Genomic DNA, 19,299 nt, shown 5'->3' on the forward strand with positions numbered 1-19,299 from the left:
GAGACCCTAGAGGGTCTCTTTTTTTTATTTTATAAGAAACGGTTTATTGCACAGTATATAAATGCAATGTAACGTCATTTGAGACTCTTAGGAGTTTCTTTTTATTTATCATAAAACATAAATACAACTATTTTTAACACCAGTCAGCTGTTTAATAAAAGAAGAATTATTGTCTACAATGAACAAAGGAATAATTGAAAAGTAGAATAAAGGAATACCTGAGCAAAGCTCATGCATAAGAACCACTAATCTCAATAAATTGAGAAGTATAACTTTGAGGAATAACTGAGCTAAAGCTCATGTATAAGAACCACTAATCTCAATAAAATTGAGAAGTGGTTCTAAAAAAAAGGCTTAGCATAATTGCTAAGCTTTTAAATAAGAAGTGAGTAAAGCATTTTATTTTCATTGATATAAATATTTGAGGAGTCAAATTCATCAACATTGGCTTTTAAATTATCTAGATCTGAATGGTTATATAATTGTATGCCTATGATTACTGTACCTGTATTTTGTGATGATTTTTTCAAGTATTCAAATTTAGTAATGTCGTCTTTTGGACCAAGTACATCGTTAACAAATTCTCTTAAAGCACCAGGACGTTGAGGGAAGTTTAAAATAAAATAGTGTTTCATTTCTTCAAATAACAATGAACGTTCTTCTATTTCCTTCATGCGGTTAATATCATTATTACCACCACTAACTACGCATACAACTGTTTTACCTTTAATTTGTGATTTATATTGATCAAGCGCAGCTACACTTAAAGCACCAGCAGGTTCTGCTATAATTGCTTGTTTTGAATACATATCCAAGATTGTTGTGCATACTGCACCTTCATGGACTTGAACATAATCATCAACTACATCTTTAGCAATATCATAAGTGATTTGACCTACTCTAGCTACTGAAGCACCATCTACAAACTTATCAATATTAGGTAATGTCACGATTTGATTTTCAACAACTACGGATTGATACATACTACTGGCTCCAGCGGGTTCTACGCCTACAATTGAGGTTTGAGGCGAATGGTTTTTAAAGTAAGTACCAACTCCAGAAATGAGTCCACCTCCACCAATAGCAGCAAATAAATAATCAAATTGTACATTGTCTTCTTTAGATTGTTCAATAATTTCTTTAGCAAGTGTACCTTGTCCTGCAATTGTATAGATATTATTAAAGGGATCAATAAAATTCATTTTATTATCTTCCGTATAGAGGAGTGCTTCTTTTAAGCAATCATCAAAAGTATCACCTGTAAGAATGACTTCAGTATTTTCACCACCAAAGAATTTAACTTGATTTATCTTTTGAAGAGGTGTAGTTACAGGCATAAAGATAACTGCATTCAAATTTAATTTACTCGCAGTGTATGCTACGCCTTGCGCATGGTTACCTGCACTTGCACACGTAATACCACATTGTCTTTCACCTTCAGTTAGGGCTACAATCGCATTGTAAGCACCTCTGAGTTTAAAAGACCTTACCCATTGTAAATCTTCTCTTTTTAGGTATACATTACATTCATATTTATGAGATAAATAATGATCTTTTTGTAATGGTGTCTCTTTAACAATATCTTTTAATTGTAAGAAAGCTTCATCGACATCTTTAGAAGAAACAGTTGTTTTTACAGTCATAAATTTCACACCTTTATATATTTATATTACTAGAATGTTTTAGCAGCTTCATAGGCTTTTATTTCATTTTCGTATTCCAAAGTTAATGCAACATCATCTAGGCCATTAACAAGTTTGTTTTTCCACGTTTCATCTATATCGAAGCTAAAAGTTTTATCAGAAGTTGATACAGTTTGATTTGGTAAATCTACTGTAATTTCCTTAGCCTCAGCTAGATATCTTCTTATATCTTCATTTAAAATAATTGGTAGCATTGCGTTTTTAGTACAGTTCATATAAAAGATATCACTGTAACTACCGGCAATGATAATATCAAAGCCATAGTCTTTTAGGGCCCAAGCAGCATGCTCACGACTTGAGCCACAGCCGAAGTTATCGCCAGTAATTAAAATCGTGGCATCTCGATATTCGGGCTTATTTGGATTGAAATCAGGATTATCTGTTCCATCATCTAAATAACGCCATTCATCGAAAGCAAAAGGGCCGAAGCCTGTTTTGGAAATTCTTTTTAAATGGGCTTTAGGTATAATTTGGTCTGTATCAATATTGTCATGAAAAAGTGGAACTACTTTTCCAGTATAGGTTGTGATTGGTTTAATCTCCATCTTATACAACCACCTTTCTAACATCTACGAATTTACCTTTGATTGCAGCAGCAGCAGCCATTGCTGGGGAAACAAGATGTGTTCTTGCACCTTTACCTTGTCGACCTTCAAAATTACGATTACTTGTTGAGGCACAATGGACACCATTTGGCACTTGATCAGGGTTCATACCTAAACACATGGAACATCCAGGTTCTCTCCATTCAAAACCTGCCTCTTTAAAAATTTTGTCTAAACCGAGCTTTTCAGCTTCAATCTTAACAGTACGTGAACCAGGTACGACTATTGCAGTGATATTAGGATGTACGGTATGACCGTTAACGATATGACTTGCTTCTACTAAATCAGATAGGCGAGCATTCGTACAAGAACCTAAAAATACATAACCCAAATCAATATCTTCAGCTTTTTGACCAGGTTCTAGCCCCATATATTTATAGGCACGTTCATCATTTACATTTTGTATTTCAGGGAAGGGTGTGCTAAAACTCACGCCCATTTCTGGACTTGTTCCCCAAGTGACTTGAGGTTCTAAGTCTGTTACATCCATTTCGATGACTTTATCAAATACGGCATCATCATCAGTATACAGCTCGCGCCATTCATCTACTGAATATTCAAAATTAGTTGCATAAGGACGACCTTTTACATATTCAAATGTAGTTTCGTCTGGTTGCATCATGCCGTATTTTGCACCTGCTTCAATAGCCATATTGCAAATAGTCATTCTTGCATCCATAGATAAATTTCGAATTGTTTCACCAGAGAATTCTAAAGCATAGCCTGTACCGAAATCTACACCATATTGACTAATTAAGTGAAGGATAATATCTTTCGCATAAACGCCATTTGGTAATTTGCCGTTAACATCAATTTTGAGATTTTTTGGCTTAGTTTGCCAAAGCGATTGTGTAGCAAATACATGTTCAACTTCACTTGTACCAATACCAAAAGCAATAGCTCCAAAAGCACCGTGTGTTGCTGTATGTGAATCGCCACATACAATTGTTTTACCTGGTTGTGTTAAGCCAGTTTCTGGTCCAACCATATGCACAATACCTTGTTCATCGGATCCCATATCAAAAATATGAACGCCAAATGCTTTAGCATTGTCTTGTAATGTAGTGATTTGTTTATTTGCTATTTCGTCTTTAATGTTGTAAATATCTACTGTTGGTACATTGTGATCTAGTGTTGCAAAAGTTAAATCTGGTCGACGTAATTGTCTGTTTTGAATTCTAAGTCCTTCAAATGCTTGAGGAGATGTAACTTCATGTATAAGGTGTAAATCTATATATAATAACTGTGGGTCACCTTCTTTACCAGTTAAGACATGCTTGTTCCAAACTTTATCAAATAGTGTTTTACCCATATGACATCTCCTCCTTTTTATATTTTACCTTTAACAAAATTGAAAATTTCTGATGTTTTATATTTACCGTTCAAATCACTAGTAGTTTTACCATCTTTGATTAATTCATATATAATCGTTTCTAATTTTTCAGCAGCTTCTAATTCATTTAGGCTCTCTCTGAGACACATTACCACTGACAGTAACATACCAAATGGATTAGCTTTATCTTGATTAGCAATATCAGGTGCTGAACCATGGATTGGTTCATAAAGTCTTGGACCGCGTTCACTAAAGCTTGCTGATGGTGACAAACCTAAGGAACCAGGAATCACTGAAGCTTCATCACTTAAAATATCACCAAATAAATTTTCAGTAACAATAACATCAAATTGAGATGGGTTTGTAATTAAATGCATTGCACAAGCGTCAACAAGTAAATGATTAACTTCCACTTCTGGATAATCTTGTGCAACATCATTAATTACTTTACGCCATAATTTACTTGATGAAAGGACATTTTCTTTGTCGACTGAAGTTAGTTTTTTATCACGTTTTTGAGCTAAATCAAAAGCTACTCTAGCAATTCTATCTATCTCTGTACGTGAATAAGTGAGTGAGTCCAGCGCATTGTTGTCATCCCATTTTTTAGGTTCTCCGAAATAAATACCACCTGTGAGTTCTCTTACGAGAATGAAATCTGTACCTGCAACGCGTTCTTCTTTAATAGGGGATAAATGACTCGTGCCATTTGTTACTGTAGTGGGGCGTATATTTGCAAATAGACCTAAGGCTTTGCGTATGCCTAATAAACCTTGTTCCGGTCTATTATTTGGATCTGTCCAATTAGGTCCCCCCACAGCACCTAAAAGGATGGCATCTGCATTTTTACATGCAGTTAATGTTGAATCTGGAAGTGGTATGCCATGGTTATCTATAGCAATACCGCCGAAATCATGTTGCTCTAATTCATAATTAAAATTGAATGATTGGCTTAGAAGTTCTAAAATTTCTAATGACCCATTTAAAATTTCTGGACCAATACCATCACCTGGAAGTGCTACAATCTTATAACTCATTAATGTATACCTTCTTTCTTTGAAGCGTTGGTTACATATTTAGCATGAGCTTCGACATATGCTTTACAAGAAGCAAGTAATATATCGTGATCAATACCTACACCTGTAACAGTTTGCTCGTCAATTTTAAGCTGTACATGTACTTCACCTTGAGCATCAGTGCCTTCAGTTACTGAATCAATGCGATAATCTAAAAGTTCAGTTTCACGATTAAAGATACGATCAACTGCGTTATAAATAGATACGATAGAACCTGTACCAATACTTGAATCTTGATACGTATGGCCATCTTTATCTTTAATCACGACGACAGCGCTTTGTAAACCGTTTGACACAAATTGTAATTGTAGATTTTCTACTTGATAGATTGCATTTTGCTCATGCTCAGTACCTTGTATTAAAGCGTGTATGTCACGATCTGTAACTGCTTTCTTCTTATCAGCAATTGTTTTAAATTGTTTGAAGAGAGATTTTTGTTCTTCAGCTCCAATTTCATAACCTAGAGCTGTGAGCTTTTCAGCAAAAGCATGTTTACCAGAAAGTTTACCAAGCGGCAACTCTGTTGTGTTTACACCAACAAGTTGAGGTGTCATAATCTCATAAGTTTCAGGATTCTTAAGCACACCGTCTTGATGGATACCTGATTCGTGGCTAAAAGCATTTTGGCCAACAATCGCTTTATTTCTAGGGACTCGAATACCTGCAAATCTAGCAATTAAATCAGATGTTTGTTTCGTTTCTTCTAACTTAATTTGAGTTTGATTGTTGTAATGATCTTGTCGAACGTAAAGGCCAAGAGCAACTTCTTCAAGGGCTGTATTACCTGCACGTTCCCCAATACCATTTAGAGTGCCTTCAATACGTTTTGCGCCATTTTCAATTGCTGCCATACTATTTGCTACAGCTAGTCCAAGGTCATCATGACAATGTGCGCTATAAATCACATCATGATTTGTAGTTATTGATTCTTGAAGTGTTTTGAAAATTTGACCATATTCTGACGGATAACTAAATCCAACAGTGTCAGGTATATTGATAACACTAGCACCGGCATTAACAGCTGTTTGAACACATTCTATTAAGAAGGGCAATTCCGTTCTTGTAGCATCTTCTGGTGAAAATTGAACAATATCAAAATATTGCTTAGCATATGATACGTGTTCTGTGATAGATGCTAAAACTTCTTCTTTAGACATCATAAGTTTAGAGTCGCGATGTATAGGACTTGTCGCAATAAATACATGAATTCTTGGTTTTGCTGCTTCTTTAGTTGATTCATAGACTGCATCTATATCTTTTTTTACACAACGTGCTAATCCACAAACAGCTGTTGTAGTTAATGCTTTAGAAATGGCTTCTATAGATTTAAAACTACCTGTGCTTGATGCAGGAAATCCTGCTTCAATAATATCGACGCCCCATTTTTCAAGTTGCTTTGCAATTTTCAAACGTTCATCGAATGAAAAGTTAACACCTGGAGTTTGTTCGCCGTCTCTTAGTGTTGTATCAAATATTTGAATATGGCTACTCATTTTCAACATCTCCTCACAATAATTAGTAACTAGTAACTTTATAAAAGCATGAAATTGTAATAAGTGAAGAGTTACAAATGGAAAAGTGATATCACGCTATCATTGATAGGGAAGTCACTTCATCCAATCAATAACTCTTTAGTTATCATGACTTTTTAGTGCTGAATCTTATTTTTCTATACTTTTAGATTTAATGAATGGCATCATTTCACGTAGCTCTTTACCGACTGCTTCGATTTGATGACCATGTTGTTCTTCACGCAATCTATGGAATTCTTCAAAGTTATTTTCGTTATCTTTGATGAAACGATCACTGAAGTTACCTTTTTGAATATCTTCTAATACTGCTTTCATATTATCTTTAACGTCTGGTGTAATAACACGAGGACCAGAAACGTAGTCACCAAATTCAGCTGTATTTGAAATTGAATAACGCATGTTTTCCATACCGCCTTCATACATTAAATCAACGATAAGTTTCATTTCGTGCAATACTTCGAAATATGCAATTTCAGGTTGGTAACCAGCTTCTACTAATGTTTCAAAACCAGATTGAATTAATTTAGTTACACCGCCACAAAGTACAGCTTGTTCACCAAATAAATCTGTTTCAGTTTCTTCTTTGAAGGAAGTTTCAAGTACACCAGCACGTGTTGCGCCAATGCCTTTAGCATAACTTAATGCTAAGTCTCTAGCATGACCACTAGCATCTTGTTCTACTGCGAATAGGGCAGGTACTGCACTACCTTCAGCGAATGTACGACGAACTAAATGTCCAGGTCCTTTAGGCGCTACTAAGAATACGTCTACATTTTCAGGTGCTTGGATAACGTCGAAATGGACATTAAATCCATGAGCAAAAACTAATGCATTATTGGCTTCTAAATTAGGTTCGATTTCTTCTTTATATACTTGTCCTTGAATTTCATCTGGTAAAAGAACCATGATGACATCAGCTTGTTTTGCTGCTTCATTTACAGGATATACTTCGAAACCATCGTCTTTAGCTTTATCAAAAGAACGTCCAGGTCTGATACCGATAATTACATCATAACCATTGTCTTTTAAATTTTGAGCATGTGCATGTCCTTGAGAACCATACCCTACGATAGCTACTTTTTTACCTTGTAAAGCGTCATTTGTTACTGATTGGTCATAATAAACTGTTGTCATAATTAAATCCTCCATGTTTTTTATTTGAGTATTTGCAATTTTCTAAAAAATCAAGCTAGATAATACCAGCTGAACCTGTTCTAGAAACTTGTTCAATTTGATATGATGATAGGTCATCTAATAGATTGTCCATCGTATATTGTGGACCTGATGCCTGAAGATACGTAAAAGGCTCTTCATTTTTCAGAATAGATACTAGCGCATCATACGGTTTAATAACTTTTTGTAATTCATTTTGATCTTTTGGTGTTTTCAATTTAACAAGTACGAGTTCTCTGTTATAAGTATTTGTATCTGTAATGTCTTCAACGTGTATAATATTAATTTGTTTCTCTAATTGTTGAATTAGATTACGTAATACGTCTGTATCAGGCACTTCAGCTACAAAAGTGATATCAGAGGTGCCTTCTTCTAGTGTAGGCGTAGCAGATAACGTAACAATATTAAACTGTCTACGAACAAAGATACTTGTTAATCTGTTTAAAGTACCTGCCTTGTCTCTTACTTTAGTTCTAAAAGTTCTTCTCATTTATAGTCCCTCCATCTCATGGTTAGCTTTACCACTTGGTACCATAGGAGATACTGTTTCAACTGGTGAAATGCGAACCTCAATTAAAGCTGGACCGTCGTACTGGAAAGCTTCGTCAAGTTGTTGTTCTAATTGGGTTGGATCATCTATTAGATAACCTTTTACATTATAAGCTTCAGATAATTTCATAAAATCTGGTTGATCATTAAATACTGAGTGAGAAAAACGTTTATTAAAGAATTTATCTTGCCATTGCTTAACCATGCCTAACGTACCATTATTGATTAATACGATTTTAATATTAATACCGTATTCGTCTAAAATAGCCATTTCTTGATTGGTCATTTGGAAGCCGCCATCACCAACAAAGGCAATGACTGTTTTGTCAGGTTGAGCTAACTTAGCACCAATCGCTGATGGTATACCGAATCCCATAGTACCTAAGCCACCACTTGTAACAAGTTGACCGTGATTTTTAAATGGATAGAATTGTGCAACCCACATTTGATGTTGTCCTACGTCAGTGGTTACAATTGCATCACCATTTGTGATGTCTCCAATATATTCAATCGTACGTTGTGGTTTAGAGAAAGTACCATCTTCGTCATCTTTATAAGTAAAAGGGTGCTGTGCCTTATTCGAATTACACGTATCTAACCACGTTTCATGTTTAATGGAGTAACTTTCAAAATCTAATAAGGCTTCCAAAGTTGCTTTACAATCGGCAACAATGCCTAAATCCACTTTAATCACTTTATTTATTTCAGAAGGATCAATGTCAACGTGGACGATTTTGGCATTTGGCGCAAATTCGTCAGGGTTACTGGCTAATCTATCATCAAATCTACTGCCAAAGTTAATGAGTAAGTCGCATTCTGTTAATGCCATGTTACTAGCATATGATCCATGCATACCTCCCATTCCTAAGAATAGGGGATGTTCATAAGGAATTGCTCCTAAACCAAGCAGGGTACTCACTACAGGTAATTGATGTCTATTTACAAATTCTGTGAATACTTTATTTGCTTTTGCATGATTAATACCAGCACCAGAAAGTACAATTGGTTTTTTTGCACTTTTCAAGTAGTCACGTAATTTTTGAATATCATCTTTCTTAGGTTTATCAGGAATGGAATAACCCGGAAGTTCTAATTCATCAGTTACCGGTGTATTCGTTGAGAGCACACCCATATCTTTAGGGAAATCTATAACTACTGGACCTTTTCTACCTGTATTAGCGATATGGAATGCTTCATGAATAATTTTAGGAATATCACTTACATTTTTTACTTGATAGTTATGTTTTGTGATAGGCGTCGTCATTGACAATAAATCTGCTTCTTGGAAAGCGTCTTTACCGATACCTGGTGTTGCAACTTGTCCTGTTATAACTACCAAGGGTAATGAGTCACTATAAGCATCAGCAATACCAGTAATCGCATTTGTAGCTCCTGGGCCACTCGTCACGACTACAACACCGGTATTTCCAGATACACGTGCGTATCCTTCAGCAGCATGTGTAGCCCCTTGCTCATGTCTTGCTAAGATATGTTTGATCTTCCCATCATAAAATGTATCGTATAATGGGAGCACAGCGCCTCCGGGGTAACCAAAGATAAAGTCAACATCTTCATTTACTAGAGATTCGACTAATAACTCTGAACCAGATCTCATTTTATCAACTGTCTCTTGTTCTAATTCAACTTCTGGTTCTATGGATTCAGCAGCCTCTAAATAATCGAAATTTTCTGACATTTCATAATCAAGCGTTTTTGTTTGTTTAGACATTGTTCTCACTCCTTAAATAAGGTTTTCGGGTACTTGCATAACGCCGCCTGTATTTGCACTTGTAACTAACGCCGTGTAACGCGCAAGGTAACCAGTTTTTACTTTGGCTTTAAAAGGTTTCAAGTCTTGCTTTCTAGAATCTAAAGTTTCTGTCGGAACATCTACATCTAAAGTACGGTTTGTTAAATCAATGATAATTTCATCACCATCTCTGATCAATCCAATTGGCCCACCAAATGCTGCTTCAGGAGATACATGTCCTACTGCAATACCTCTCGTTGCTCCTGAAAAACGACCATCTGTAATTAATGCTACATCTTTTCCTAAGCCTCTACCGACAATTGAAGAAGTAGGTGCTAACATTTCAGGCATCCCTGGACCACCTTTAGGACCTTCATAACGAATCACAACAACGTGTCCTTCTCGAACAACATGGTTATCAATTGCTTCTACAGCTTCATCATGTGAATCGAAACAAATAGCTTTACCTTTAAATACTTTAATTGAAGGATCCACACCACCGACTTTAATAACTGCACCGTTTGGAGCTAAATTACCATACAATATTGAAAGACCACCTTGTTTATCATAGGGATTGTCTAAGTGTCTGATAACATCGCTGTTTAAAATTTCTTTGTTTTCGTTATTTTCTCTAAGTGTTTTTCCTGTTGCTGTAATACGGTCAGGGTGTAATGTACCTTCTTTTTTAAATAATTCATTTATAATTGCTGGTACGCCGCCTGCTTCATGAACATCATGCATTGAGTATGAAGAACTTGGCGCAATTTTTGAAAGATACGGTGTCTTCTTAGCAATTTCATTGATTTTAGATAAATCATAATCAATACCCGCTTCATTTGCGATAGCTAATGTGTGTAATACAGTGTTTGTAGAACCGCCCATTGCCATGTCTAATGCGAAAGCATCGTCAATTGCGTCTTCAGTAATGATATCTCTAGGTTTTAAATCATTTTTAATATTATCTACTAATTTAAATGCAGCTTCTCTTATCATTTCTCTACGTTGGTCACTGACTGCTAACGCTGTACCATTATAAGGTAATGCTAAGCCTAGGACCTCCATTAAACAGTTCATTGAGTTAGCTGTAAACATTCCTGAGCAAGAACCACAGGTAGGGCAAGCATTTTGTTCCATATCTAAAAATTCATCTTTTGAAATAGAGCCATCTTTAAATGCGCCAACTGCTTCAAACATTGAAGATAATGTTAATGCCTTACCTTCAGAAGATAGGCCAGCTTTCATTGGACCACCTGAACAAAATACAGCTGGTACATTTGTTCTTACTGATGCAAGTAACATACCTGGAGTAATCTTGTCACAGTTAGGGATGTAAAATACACCGTCGAACCAATGCGCATTAATTACTGTTTCAGCAGCATCTGCAATAATCTCTCTCGAAGGTAGAGAGTATCTCATTCCGATATGTCCCATTGCGATACCATCATCTACACCAATAGTATTGAATTCAAAAGGAATAGCACCAGCTTCACGAATTGCTTCTTTAGCTATATCTCCTAATTCTCTTAAGTGAACATGTCCTGGAACAATATCAATATATGAATTACAAACTGCTACGAAAGGTTTATTCATATCAGTTGGTTTCTCTAATGCACCTGTAGCGTGTAAAAGGCTTCTTGCTGGAGCTTGTTGATCTCCTTTTTTGATCATATCGCTTCTCATGTATAATTCCCCCATAAAATTGAAAATAAAAAAGCGTCCCAATAAATAATTGGGACGCTTTTAAGTCCCATTCAACTAGAAATAGGACTTAAACGTTTAGTAGATGCTTTACTAAAGTTCCAGTCCTACGAGCATAATAAAATGACTAAAATATTTGAAGTTGTTGGTTTGTATTGCATTGAATTTTGGGTCATTTTATTATACTCCTCTCGATAGAATGGTTTATTATTTTTGATTTGTTTGAAATATCTAAAAATTTGATAAATTAAATTTACTACAACGTAGAGGGTGTGTCAATAACTATTTGCAATTTTCTTTCAATTCTAACTATTTTAAGTTTAGCTAAGAAGTTGTATCACTGTGACGTAAAATGCTTAAAAATTTGTTAAACTATAAGAGTTAATTTAATAGAAGGCTCAATAATTTCTTTCCATTTACTTATAATCTTTTATATTGTAGATAGAAACTATTGGTATATTCGTTACGAAATTCATGTTAACGAAAAATATTGCTTATATTGAGCAAGCTCATGCATAACCGCCAGTAATCTCAATTCATTGAGAACTGGCGATAAAAAGGAGAGGAACGTCATTAATATCAAGGGTTTAGATGATATGGCTGTGTTTGGTGAAACGTTAGCAAAACATTTATCTCAAGGTGATTTGATTTTACTCAATGGTGACTTAGGTGCAGGAAAAACTACACTGAGTCAAATGATTGGTAAAGCTTTGGGTGTGAAGCGTAACATTAATTCACCAACATTTAATATTATTAAGTCATATCAAGGTACAAATTTGAAATTACATCATATGGATTGTTATAGATTAGAAAATTCGGAAGAAGATTTAGGATTTGATGAATACTTTGAGGATGAGGCAGTCATTTTGATTGAGTGGAGTCAATTTATAGAAGAATTTTTACCTCCAACTCATTTAACAATAAATATTACAACAATAGGTGAAACAGAACGGAATATTGAAATGATAGCTGAAGGCAATCATTATTCAACAATAAAGGAGGCAGTTGAAAGTGAATTATCTAATGATTGATACATCGAATCAGCCGATGTCAGTTGCAGTGATGCAAGATGATAATGTGCTAAGTGAAATTAATTCGAATTTAAAAAAGAATCATTCTGTACAGTTAATGCCTGCGATAGAGCAAGTCATTGCTGAAAGTCAATTAGATAAAACAGATATCAATGCAATTGTTGTGGCAGAGGGTCCTGGCTCATATACTGGCTTGAGAATAGGGGTTACAGTTGCGAAAACATTGGCTTATGCTTTAAATACAGAATTGTATGGGGTATCATCACTTAAAGCTTTAGCAGCTACTGCTGAAGAAGATGGACGCTTGATTGTTCCAATCTTTGATGCTAGACGTGAAGCTGTATATACCGGAATTTATCAATATCAAGCTGGACAAATAGTAGAAGTTGAAGCAGATCAATACTTACCTATAAAAGAATTACTATCATTGTTACACGAAAAAGGGCAAGCCTATAAATTTATAGGCATAGATACCGAGCACTTAAATCATTTACTTGATAGTTCTTGTGAGCCTAACATACCACAAGCTAAACTAATGAAAACACTTATAAATACGCCTGCAAATGTCCATCAATTTAAACCAAACTATATTAAATTATCTGAGGCTGAACGCAATTGGTTAAACCAACAGAACAAGAACTAAATATTCGCTTAATGGCTAAAAGTGATGTGCCGCAAGTATTTGATATTGAACGAAATAGTTTTAATGATAGTAGTTGGACGATTGATGCGTTTTATCATGAAATAGAACAAAATGAATTTGCGCATTATTTCATTGTAGAATTTAAGGACAAAATAATAGGATATATTGGCGTATGGATAGTGATTGATCAAGCACAAGTAACGACGGTTGCCATTGATGAAGCATATAGAGGATATGGTCTAGGGCAATTGTTATTAAAATATGCAATGAATTATGTACAAACAAAATGTGACGTAATGAGTTTAGAAGTGCGTGTAGATAATGATGTCGCACAACATGTCTATACAAACTTAGGTTTTCAATTTGGAGGAAAACGAAAAAATTATTATGGTCAAGGTGAGGATGCGTTAGTAATGTGGGTGAATTTAAATGAGTAAAGAAACATTAATATTAGCAATAGAGTCGAGTTGTGATGAAACAAGTGTAAGTATTATTAAAAATGGCACTGAAATATTAACAAATATCGTATTAAGTCAAATAGAGAGCCATAAGCGTTTTGGTGGTGTAGTTCCAGAAGTTGCAAGTCGTCATCATGTTGAAGGTATTACAACAACTGTTGATGAGGCGCTTATTGAGGCTGAGATGACAATGAATGATGTTGATGCAATAGCGGTGACACAAGGTCCAGGGTTAATTGGTGCGTTACTCGTAGGCATTAATGCAGCCAAAGCTTTAGCTTTTGCCTATGATAAGCCTTTAGTACCTGTACATCATATTGCTGGGCATATTTATGCCAATAATTTAGAGAAGCCCCTACAGTTCCCATTAATGGCATTGATTGTTTCAGGTGGTCATACGGAACTCATATATATGAAAGATCATTTGAGCTTTGAAGTGATTGGTGAAACGAGAGATGATGCTGTAGGTGAAGCATATGATAAAGTGGCAAGAACGATTGGTCTTAATTATCCAGGTGGGCCACAAGTTGACCGTCTAGCAAGTGAAGGGCAGGATAGTTATCATTTTCCGAGAGTTTGGCTCGATAAAGATAGTTATGACTTTAGCTTTAGTGGCTTGAAAAGTGCAGTAATCAATAAACTGCATAATTTACGTCAAAAAGGCGAAACGATTAATCATGCGGATGTGGCTACAAGTTTTCAAAACAGTGTGGTAGAAGTATTAGTAGGGAAATCAATTTCGGCATGTAAACATTATAATGTGAAACAACTTATTGTTGCTGGAGGCGTAGCTAGTAATAAAGGATTACGTTCAAATCTAGTAGAAGCATGTGCTTCACAAAATATTACATTGTCTATACCAAGTCCAGCATTGTGTACAGATAATGCTGCAATGATTGGAGCTGCAGGGTATTATTTATATCAAGCAGGCTTAACAGCTGATATGACATTAAATGGATTTAACAGCATGGATATTGAATCCTTTTCAATATAATTGTGATTAAGCTGGTGTTGTAACGATTAAATAGATGCTAATGAACAGTGTAAATAAACCCGAGTATTTGAGGTCCAAAGTAAAAGGCCATGTTACATAAATCGTAACGTGGCCTTTTACTTTGGACATTTTTTAAGGGCAATAGGATAATTTATTGAAACGTTTTTATATAAGCTATAAAAGGGTATAGCTATAAGTAGAACTAAAAAAAGTAATTTGTAATTATAGATAGTAAAAACTGCGCTAATAAACGAAATTTAAAGGAGGAATTATAGATGAAATCAATTCAATATTTTAACTTTCAAAATAGCTTGTCAGCTTTGAACTTTTATGAAAAACACTTAGGTGCAACGAATATTCAACGTCTGGGTGGAGATGATGAGATGTTTGACCATATGCCTAAGGAATACCAAGTAGATGATGATTTTACGATGCATGCATCTTTTGAAATATTAGGGGAAACGTTTTATTGTAGTGATACAATGGATAATAAAAAGATAGACAATAGTGGTGCAATTGCAGTTTTTACATTTGATTATACAAATGAAGCGGATAAAGATAAAGCGGTAGCATTTTTTAATAAAGCCATCGAAGGTGGATGTAAAGCGACAATGCCATTAGATAAAACGGAATGGTCTAAACTATATGGTATGTTTAATGATCCATTTGGCGTAACTTGGATGATTAACGCTGAATAAATTAATATAAAAAAGCCCCTCTTATCAAAATAAAAGGGGCTTTTTTGTGCAATCAGTCTACGTTTGACTTGGCACGATTATAGATCTGATGTGGAAAGTCCATAATCCTTAGCAGTTCAATCGCATTACGTGTATTTGCTTTACCAACTTTGATTTTATAGTCAAAGACAATGTTATCATCAGCTATGGATTCATTAAAATGAAAATTCTCATAGTTTTTTTCTAATAACGTGGATAGTTCAATATCGTGTGTAGCCGCGATAACGCGATAGCCAGAAAGTTGGTCTAAATAACTTAGTACCGATTCTGAGGCGGCAATCCGCTCGGTTGTATTAGTACCTTTAAAAATTTCATCAATAAAGCAATACACTTTACTTTGGGAATGCAGCTCAAATAAACGTCTTATCGATTTGATTTCTGTCATAAAATAGCTATCACCTGATAATATATCATCTTGATTGACCATTGAAGTATAGACTAGACCTGGTTTATAAGTGAAGCGAGATGCTGTAACGGTGTCTACAGTTTGTGCTAAGACGAGGTTTAACGCAACTGCTTTCATAAAAGTAGATTTACCTGATGCATTTGAACCCGTGAGTAAGATATGATGCTTTATTTTTAAATCATTTGAGATAGCCTCAGAAATGAGAGGATGCGTTAGCTCATCAAAATCAAGAACATCAGCTTGTGTGCATTCAGGAACAGTATAATGATCTAACGTTTCTCTCCATAATGCGACGGAATAATGATTATCGATACTGGAGATGTACTCATAACAAGCCATAACTTCTTCATCATATGTTTTGAAACTCTTTTGAATTAAATGAAATATTTGATAATCTAACATGAACATTAATTTAAATAGCATAGCAATAACAAAAGCTTCATCATTAGAATTAATACGACCTAATAATCCGCTAAATTTGCGTGCTGTTTTAAAATGATTGAAGTTAACATTTAACTTAGGAGCTTGTTCTAAATTATGTATATCATAGGCCTTCTTAATAACGGTTGATGTATAAAACAAGGAATTTAAATCTTGATCAAATGTTTTTTTTAATGAACCACTTAAAATCATGTTAAAAATTAACGAAAAAATTGTTAATATGATTCCGACACTAGGTGCAAAAAAGGTCGTGATTAAAAATATCAAAGGTAAGTATGTACATAGCATGAAAAAGTTATTACGTTTTACATACAATAATTGGTTAGGAAACATAGGATAAATTGCTTTGCCTATTTGTGCTAAATGAAAAGAAACCTGCTGTCTAAAAGAAACATCTGTTTTGAAATGGCTAATCAGTTTACTATCTTTAACTTCGAACATACGTCTTAATGTAGCGTATAATCTCATTTCACCAATTGCAGTAAAATTAAAATTCATCTTATCCAATACAGCATCCATATTTAAATCAGACCACGTTTTATCATCTAAAAGAATGTGCGCATCATATTGGTGCTTGAATGAATCATATTGATAACTATATCTGTGATAAGGGCGTATAAAATTTTCTAAGGGTTTTCGACTATCCCATAAAGTTTGAATATTGTGTTTTAGGTTTTTATTACCTATGATTTTTGATGCTAATGTGATTAAAATAGCAGCTACAACAAAGGCGATAAAAAACCATAATAGTGTGGGCATAAAAAGGTCATTCCTTTCTTAATATTGCGAAACAATATACTTTAATTATGACATGATTGTTTGATTTGAACAAATAACGGTTTGTACAAAGACATGATGTGTTTGTTTAAAAGTCAATAGGGAACATGCGTACTTATCAACAAAAAGTGTATAACGTGTGGATAAGTGGTGATTATCTATGTGGATATGCTCCGATTTCTGAAAATTAAAAACAAGAAAAGGTTTGATTTTTCCTGTGGATAACTAGGATAACTCTGTGGATAGCCATAACAAAGGGAAATACATTGTGAATAGAATAAAGGATGGGATATATAATAAAAAAAGTGAAAGTAGCATAATCTACTTTCACTTTGATACACTTAATGTGTGTTATGATAACATTTCTTGTAATTCTGCCCATTCGGCCATGACTTGTTCTAAATGCTGTTCGGCTGTTGCTTTTTTAATTGCTATGTCATTTGCTTTATCTGGATTTGAATAAATGTCAGGTAAAGTGAGCTGTTCGTTGAGGTCACTAATTTCTTGCTCATAACTTTCAATTTGTACTTCGCATTGCTCTATTTTTCGCTCAATTTGTCTTTGCTCACGTTTTTGCTGTTTCTGATCAATATAAGTATTACTTTGTTGAGCTACAATAGCTGACTGTGAAGGATTATCTAATTCTTTTTTCGCCTGAATAGCTGCTTTTTCTTCTAATTTTTCAATATAATATTGATAGTCACCTAAATAAATTGTGCCACCATCATGGTCTAAATCTAAAATTTTATTGGCTAATTGATTTATAAAGTAACGATCATGCGAAACGAATAATATTGTACCTTCAAAATGGGCTAAGGCTTGCTCTAACATTTCTTTTGAATCAATGTCTAAGTGGTTGGTAGGTTCATCTAAGATGAGTACGTTATTGCGTTCTAACATAAGTAATGCTAATTGTAATCTAGCTTTTTCACCACCAGATAAGTCATTAATTATTTTTTTAACATCTTCTTGAACGAATAAAAATCGCCCTAAAACAGCGCGAATATCCTTTTCGTTCATTGTAGGATATTGATCCCAAAGGTAATCGAGAATTGTTTTATTTGATTTAAATTCAGCTTGCTTTTGATCGTAATAGCCTATTTTTAAATTTGCCCCTTTGGTAATTTCGCCATTTAACTTCTCCTGTATGCCGGCGATTGTTTTGATTAAGGTTGATTTACCTATACCATTGGGCCCAATAATTGCTACGTGATCGCCCTTAGTGATTTCCATATTAATGCCTTTAGTTATTGGCGTTTCATAACCGATTTCTAAATTTTTTATATGGAAGACATCGTTGCCTGTGTTTCGATCGAAATCAAATTGAATGTTCGCACTTTTGGCATCAATCATGGGTTTGCTCACACGTTCAATTTTTTCTAGCATTTTACGTCGACTTTTAGCCATACCAGTGGTCGAAGCACGAGCAATATTTTTCTCTACAAACGTTTCGAGACGTTTAATCTCAGCTTGCTGATTTTCATATTCTTGCATGCGTTTCTCATAGTATTTATCTCTTTGCTCTATAAATTGACCATAATTACCTACATAATGTTGCACATCTCCAAGCGCTACATCATATACTTGATTGACAATTTTATCTAAGAAGTATCTGTCGTGACTAATAATGACGATAGCACCTTTAAAGTAGTTAAGGTAACCTTCAAGCCACTGTGTTGTTTCCATATCTAAATGGTTAGTAGGTTCATCCAATAGTAATAAATCAGGTTCACTTAGTAGCATTTGTGCTAGTGATAAGCGTGTTTTTTGCCCTCCGCTAAAATCATTAATAGGGCGATTAAAATCCGCTTCTGTAAAGTTTAAACCATGTAGTACAGTTTTAATTTTACTTTCATATTGGTAACCTTCTTGTTGCTCAAATTGATTAGATAATGATTCATAGCGATCGATATGATATTTGTAATCTTCGGTATCATATGCATTTGCATGCTCTGCTAACCAATCTGTTTCTTTCTTCATTTCAATTTCCATTTGTTTCATATGCTCAAATGGCTTTGACATTTCTTCAAAAACAGTTTGTTTCGTATCTAAAGTCATTTGCTGGGTCAAATAACCTAATTTAAGATTTTTAATTTTAGAAATTTGTCCAGTATCATAATCTTCGACGCCAGCAATAATTTTCATTAAAGTAGATTTTCCGGCACCATTTCGACCTACAATGCCTATACGTTCGCCAGTTTTAACTTCGAAATCTACGTTATTAAAAATGTCTTCTCCGTCGAATGATTTTGATATGTCGTTAAGTTGTAATAATATCATCCGATTTGCACCTCTCTATTCATTATCATTCTACAGTATTCAAGGCTTGGATAAAACTATCAGTGTTTATTTTTATTAGTCATTAATGTATAATGTTGTAGTGATTATAAGAT

At 34.5% G+C, this 19,299-nt stretch carries 16 protein-coding genes; 5 read left to right on the top strand and 11 right to left on the bottom strand.

Translation table 11 applies throughout. The features are described 5' to 3' along the window. Positions 1 to 374 precede the first annotated feature (374 nt). The 9 genes from ilvA to ilvD form a co-directional block, all read right to left on the bottom strand. Positions 375 to 1,643 (bottom strand): threonine ammonia-lyase IlvA, encoded by a 1,269-nt coding sequence (gene ilvA, locus QMO72_RS04335; RefSeq protein WP_103267520.1) that lies wholly within the window; start codon positions 1,641 to 1,643, stop codon positions 375 to 377. 29 nt (positions 1,644 to 1,672) lie between these two features. After that, positions 1,673 to 2,248 carry a 3-isopropylmalate dehydratase small subunit gene (leuD, locus tag QMO72_RS04340; RefSeq protein ID WP_069824764.1) on the bottom strand — a complete coding sequence of 192 codons (576 nt, stop codon included), beginning with the start codon at positions 2,246 to 2,248 and terminating at the stop codon, positions 1,673 to 1,675. Between the two features lies 1 nt (position 2,249). Next, entirely contained in the window at positions 2,250 to 3,620 is a 1,371-nt protein-coding gene (leuC, locus tag QMO72_RS04345; protein WP_069824765.1) for a 3-isopropylmalate dehydratase large subunit, read from the bottom strand. A gap of 17 nt (positions 3,621 to 3,637) precedes the next feature. Then, positions 3,638 to 4,678 carry a 3-isopropylmalate dehydrogenase gene (leuB, locus tag QMO72_RS04350; protein ID WP_103267519.1) on the bottom strand — a complete coding sequence of 347 codons (1,041 nt, stop codon included), beginning with the start codon at positions 4,676 to 4,678 and terminating at the stop codon, positions 3,638 to 3,640. After that, positions 4,678 to 6,210: a 2-isopropylmalate synthase gene (locus QMO72_RS04355; protein WP_103267518.1), complete on the bottom strand. Its 1,533-nt coding sequence runs from the start codon at positions 6,208 to 6,210 to the stop codon at positions 4,678 to 4,680. The genes leuB and QMO72_RS04355 overlap by 1 nt, the downstream gene beginning before the upstream one ends. A 168-nt stretch (positions 6,211 to 6,378) precedes the next feature. Next, positions 6,379 to 7,398, bottom strand: a complete 1,020-nt coding sequence (ilvC, locus tag QMO72_RS04360; RefSeq protein ID WP_103267517.1) for a ketol-acid reductoisomerase — start codon at positions 7,396 to 7,398, stop codon at positions 6,379 to 6,381. 40 nt (positions 7,399 to 7,438) lie between these two features. Continuing rightward, positions 7,439 to 7,912: an acetolactate synthase small subunit gene (gene ilvN / locus QMO72_RS04365; protein ID WP_046838147.1), complete on the bottom strand. Its 474-nt coding sequence runs from the start codon at positions 7,910 to 7,912 to the stop codon at positions 7,439 to 7,441. Further along, positions 7,913 to 9,700 carry a biosynthetic-type acetolactate synthase large subunit gene (gene ilvB / locus QMO72_RS04370; protein ID WP_103267516.1) on the bottom strand — a complete coding sequence of 596 codons (1,788 nt, stop codon included), beginning with the start codon at positions 9,698 to 9,700 and terminating at the stop codon, positions 7,913 to 7,915. A gap of 12 nt (positions 9,701 to 9,712) precedes the next feature. Next, positions 9,713 to 11,401, bottom strand: coding sequence for a dihydroxy-acid dehydratase (ilvD, locus tag QMO72_RS04375; protein WP_103267515.1), 1,689 nt, complete (start codon positions 11,399 to 11,401; stop codon positions 9,713 to 9,715). A 614-nt stretch (positions 11,402 to 12,015) separates the two neighbouring features. Between ilvD and tsaE the strand changes: the two genes are divergently transcribed. The 5 genes from tsaE (at position 12,016) to QMO72_RS04400 (ending at position 15,243) form a co-directional block, all read left to right on the top strand. Next, complete coding sequence (tsaE, locus tag QMO72_RS04380; protein ID WP_103267514.1) at positions 12,016 to 12,450, top strand: tRNA (adenosine(37)-N6)-threonylcarbamoyltransferase complex ATPase subunit type 1 TsaE; 435 nt, start codon at positions 12,016 to 12,018, stop codon at positions 12,448 to 12,450. After that, positions 12,431 to 13,093: a tRNA (adenosine(37)-N6)-threonylcarbamoyltransferase complex dimerization subunit type 1 TsaB gene (gene tsaB, locus QMO72_RS04385; protein WP_103267513.1), complete on the top strand. Its 663-nt coding sequence runs from the start codon at positions 12,431 to 12,433 to the stop codon at positions 13,091 to 13,093. Before tsaE ends, tsaB begins: the two co-directional genes overlap by 20 nt. Beyond that, positions 13,066 to 13,530 carry a ribosomal protein S18-alanine N-acetyltransferase gene (gene rimI, locus QMO72_RS04390; protein ID WP_069824773.1) on the top strand — a complete coding sequence of 155 codons (465 nt, stop codon included), beginning with the start codon at positions 13,066 to 13,068 and terminating at the stop codon, positions 13,528 to 13,530. The genes tsaB and rimI overlap by 28 nt, the downstream gene beginning before the upstream one ends. After that, positions 13,523 to 14,545 carry a tRNA (adenosine(37)-N6)-threonylcarbamoyltransferase complex transferase subunit TsaD gene (tsaD, locus tag QMO72_RS04395; protein WP_103267512.1) on the top strand — a complete coding sequence of 341 codons (1,023 nt, stop codon included), beginning with the start codon at positions 13,523 to 13,525 and terminating at the stop codon, positions 14,543 to 14,545. Before rimI ends, tsaD begins: the two co-directional genes overlap by 8 nt. Positions 14,546 to 14,820: 275 nt before the next feature. Beyond that, positions 14,821 to 15,243 (top strand): VOC family protein, encoded by a 423-nt coding sequence (locus QMO72_RS04400; protein WP_103267511.1) that lies wholly within the window; start codon positions 14,821 to 14,823, stop codon positions 15,241 to 15,243. Positions 15,244 to 15,295: 52 nt separating this feature from the next. Here QMO72_RS04400 and QMO72_RS04405 read toward each other — a convergent pair whose 3' ends face one another. Beyond that, complete coding sequence (locus tag QMO72_RS04405; RefSeq protein ID WP_103267510.1) at positions 15,296 to 16,888, bottom strand: MutS-related protein; 1,593 nt, start codon at positions 16,886 to 16,888, stop codon at positions 15,296 to 15,298. A gap of 369 nt (positions 16,889 to 17,257) precedes the next feature. After that, the gene (gene abc-f / locus QMO72_RS04410; protein WP_103267509.1) at positions 17,258 to 19,186 is read right to left on the bottom strand and encodes a ribosomal protection-like ABC-F family protein; all 1,929 of its coding nucleotides are present in this window, start codon (positions 19,184 to 19,186) and stop codon (positions 17,258 to 17,260) included. Positions 19,187 to 19,299 lie beyond the last annotated feature (113 nt).

Source organism: Staphylococcus casei (assembly GCF_030294405.1).
Taxonomy (GTDB): domain Bacteria; phylum Bacillota; class Bacilli; order Staphylococcales; family Staphylococcaceae; genus Staphylococcus; species Staphylococcus succinus.

Coding starts and splice junctions, on each gene's coding strand:
- leuB (WP_103267519.1), bottom strand. CDS start 4,678: ATGAGTTATAAGATTGTAGCACTTCCAGGTGATGGTATTGGTCCAGAA.
- tsaE (WP_103267514.1), top strand. CDS start 12,016: ATGGCTGTGTTTGGTGAAACGTTAGCAAAACATTTATCTCAAGGTGAT.
- ilvC (WP_103267517.1), bottom strand. CDS start 7,398: ATGGAGGATTTAATTATGACAACAGTTTATTATGACCAATCAGTAACA.
- ilvN (WP_046838147.1), bottom strand. CDS start 7,912: ATGAGAAGAACTTTTAGAACTAAAGTAAGAGACAAGGCAGGTACTTTA.
- QMO72_RS04400 (WP_103267511.1), top strand. CDS start 14,821: ATGAAATCAATTCAATATTTTAACTTTCAAAATAGCTTGTCAGCTTTG.
- ilvA (WP_103267520.1), bottom strand. CDS start 1,643: ATGACTGTAAAAACAACTGTTTCTTCTAAAGATGTCGATGAAGCTTTC.
- ilvB (WP_103267516.1), bottom strand. CDS start 9,700: ATGTCTAAACAAACAAAAACGCTTGATTATGAAATGTCAGAAAATTTC.
- leuD (WP_069824764.1), bottom strand. CDS start 2,248: ATGGAGATTAAACCAATCACAACCTATACTGGAAAAGTAGTTCCACTT.
- leuC (WP_069824765.1), bottom strand. CDS start 3,620: ATGGGTAAAACACTATTTGATAAAGTTTGGAACAAGCATGTCTTAACT.
- QMO72_RS04355 (WP_103267518.1), bottom strand. CDS start 6,210: ATGAGTAGCCATATTCAAATATTTGATACAACACTAAGAGACGGCGAA.
- QMO72_RS04405 (WP_103267510.1), bottom strand. CDS start 16,888: ATGCCCACACTATTATGGTTTTTTATCGCCTTTGTTGTAGCTGCTATT.
- ilvD (WP_103267515.1), bottom strand. CDS start 11,401: ATGAGAAGCGATATGATCAAAAAAGGAGATCAACAAGCTCCAGCAAGA.
- tsaD (WP_103267512.1), top strand. CDS start 13,523: ATGAGTAAAGAAACATTAATATTAGCAATAGAGTCGAGTTGTGATGAA.
- abc-f (WP_103267509.1), bottom strand. CDS start 19,186: ATGATATTATTACAACTTAACGACATATCAAAATCATTCGACGGAGAA.